Source organism: Pseudomonas sp. P5_B2 (assembly GCF_056400445.1).
The window spans coordinates 1-2,667 of the sequence record NZ_JBFULH010000556.1 but is presented as its reverse complement, the minus strand read 5'-3'; the positions used below and the strand labels follow the sequence as shown (position 1 = coordinate 2,667).

The window sequence follows — 2,667 nt, the reverse complement described above, 5'->3', positions numbered from 1 at the left end:
GAGATTCGTCGTCAGCTGCCTTCGGTGTTCATTGCTGACGGTGGCTGCCACAGCGATACAGCGGTGGTGGCGTTGACCCACGATCCGCGCATCGATGACTTGGCGATGATGGAAGYAGTGCRCACCGACGCRTTTTACATCGGCGTGATGGGCTCCCTGCAGACGTCGCAAAAGCGCTTCGAGCGGTTGCGCAGGATTGGTGGTTTGGGGGAGGTCGAGCTGGCGCGGATTCATGCGCCCATCGGTTTGAACCTGGGCAGCAAGACGCCTGCCGAGATTGCCCTCGCCGTACTCGCCGACATTCTGCGAATCCGCAGTGGCATCGCGCGAGACCGACTTTAAAGCCATGCGCTGCACCCTGTAGGAGCCGGGCTTGCCCGCGATGAGGCCATCCCGTTCATACCTGTGTTGATACCTACTGCTATCGGAACAAGACAGGGGCCGCATTCAGCGGCCCCTTTTTTGTATCAGTAGCCGAACCTGTCCCGCAGACCGTAATACCAGGCGCCCAATGCCGCGAATGGTGTACGCAGCAATTGTCCGCCGGGGAACGGGTAGTGGGGCAGGTCGGCAAACGCATCGAAACGCTCAGCCTGGCCTCGCAGCGCCTCGGCCAATACTTTGCCCGCCAAATGCGTGTACGTCACGCCATGGCCGCTGCAGCCTTGGGAGTAGTAGATGTTGTCACCGATCCGTCCCACCTGCGGAAGACGCGACAGGGTCAGCAGGAAATTACCGGTCCAGGCGTAGTCAATTTTCACATCCTTGAGCTGTGGGAACGCCTTGAGCATCTTCGGCCGAATGATCGCTTCAATGTTCGCCGGATCCCGCGCGCCATACACCACACCACCGCCAAAGATCAGACGCTTGTCGCTCGTCAGGCGGTAATAGTCGAGCAAGTAATTGCAGTCCTCGACGCAGTAATCCTGCGGCAGCAGGTTGCTCGCCAATTCCTCGCCCAGCGGTGCGGTGGTGATGACCTGAGTCCCGCAGGGCATCGACTTGGCCGCCAGTTCCGGTACCAGGTTGCCCAAGTAGGCGTTGCCGGCAACGATGATGAATTTCGCCCTGACCTTGCCTTGTGGCGTATGCACCACCGTGTTCGCGCCGCGCTCGATGCGCACCGCTGGCGACTGTTCATAAATAGCGCCGCCCAGCGACTCGATGGCGGCGGCTTCGCCCAGCGCCAGATTGAGCGGATGAATGTGCCCGCCGCTCATGTCGAGCATGCCGCCGACATACTGGTCACAGTTCACGACTTCACGGATACGACGCTGATCCAACAGCTCAAGCTGCGTATTACCGAAACGTTCACACAGGCGCTTCTGGGATTCGAGATGACCCATCTGCTTGGCAGTGATGGCCGCGAACACGCCACCGTCCTTCAAGTCGCACTGGATATTATATTTGGCGACCCGCTCACGAATAATCCGTCCACCCTCGAACGCCATTTCGCCCAACAACTGAGCCTGCTTGGGGCCAACGCTGCGCTCGATCACATCGATATCGCGGCTATAACTGTTGACGATCTGCCCACCGTTACGGCCTGACGCACCAAAACCCACCTTGGCCGCTTCCAGGACGGTTACCTTATAGCCGTTCTCCAACAGAAATAGGGCAGAGGACAGGCCGGTGTAACCGGCACCGATTACGCAGACATCAGTCTCTACGTCACCCTGCAAGGCTGGTCGCGGCGGAACCGCATTCGCCGATGCGGCGTAATAGGACTCTGGGTAGGGAGTGTTCTCCATCCTGGTGCCTCTGTTTAATATATTTTACGAGTGCATTGATCCTACTCGAGTTAAAAATCGACCGCCAGCCACCGGAAAATCTTATTCGTAGCCGCAAAATTAAATATTTTGCATATTCATAGGGTTAGCTCGAAAAAAGGTGTTGACACCCCTCCGGAATTCCGTAGAATGCCGCCTCACAGCAGGCACGTAGCTCAGTTGGTTAGAGCACCACCTTGACATGGTGGGGGTCGTTGGTTCGAGTCCAATCGCGCCTACCAAACAAAATCCGCTCTGCTGGGCGGTCTAGAAGGGCTCACCGAAAGGTGGGCCCTTTTTTGTGCTTCGGATTTCTTGCAGAGCGTTCAAAAAATATAGGGGTCGTTCACACTGGGCAATGTGAACGCTGGTTTACGCCCTGCATTCGGTATATCAGCGTAGAGCTGGAGTCAGACACCATTTGTTGAGTGTGATGCCAAGAGTGACGATTTCATTGTGCATTTCGACTGTGCCTTCTAGCACCTCCTGTACCCTGTAACTCCTGAATTGCTCGTCTCGATAATCGAACGAGGCAACCTCTGCACCTCCACCGAGATACTTGCCTGTGTCCTCTTCGAGCTTTTGCGATGGTGTGTGCGATATGAGTTGACGGTGCTTAGTCGTGTTGCTGAATCCCGCTAAATAGCGATACCAAGGAAGCAGGGTGACTCGCTCTATCTCCGATTTCAGCTTGCATGCCGGTAAAGCATCACGCACTTTGGCGATGTCGCATCGCTCGATAGATAATGGCTGAGGAAGCGCTAGGGCGTTTACTAGTTGGGCGAGGATGTCGAAGGTATTGCGGGTGATATTGATCGCCGCAATCAGATTCGCTTCGCTGGCGAGTTTAGCCTCCTCGAACTCCTCAAGCTCCTCATCGGTTCCAGCCATCATTGCC

General features: G+C 56.3%; 3 protein-coding genes and 1 tRNA gene. 2 read left to right on the top strand and 2 right to left on the bottom strand.

The window, feature by feature from the left end:
* Positions 1 to 342 (top strand): XdhC family protein (locus AC1DRJ_RS23890; RefSeq protein ID WP_477804322.1); only part of this gene is annotated, 342 nt, incomplete at its 5' end.
* A gap of 125 nt (positions 343 to 467) precedes the next feature.
* On the opposite strand, the gene AC1DRJ_RS23885 is transcribed toward AC1DRJ_RS23890, so the two are convergent.
* Positions 468 to 1,751 (bottom strand): NAD(P)/FAD-dependent oxidoreductase, encoded by a 1,284-nt coding sequence (locus AC1DRJ_RS23885; protein WP_477804321.1) that lies wholly within the window; start codon positions 1,749 to 1,751, stop codon positions 468 to 470.
* A 183-nt stretch (positions 1,752 to 1,934) separates the two neighbouring features.
* Between AC1DRJ_RS23885 and AC1DRJ_RS23880 the strand changes: the two genes are divergently transcribed.
* Positions 1,935 to 2,011 (top strand) — tRNA-Val (locus tag AC1DRJ_RS23880).
* Between the two features lie 151 nt (positions 2,012 to 2,162).
* Here the strand turns inward: AC1DRJ_RS23880 and AC1DRJ_RS23875 are convergent.
* A partial coding sequence (locus AC1DRJ_RS23875) for a hypothetical protein (RefSeq protein WP_477804320.1) occupies positions 2,163 to 2,667 on the bottom strand: 505 nt, incomplete at its 5' end.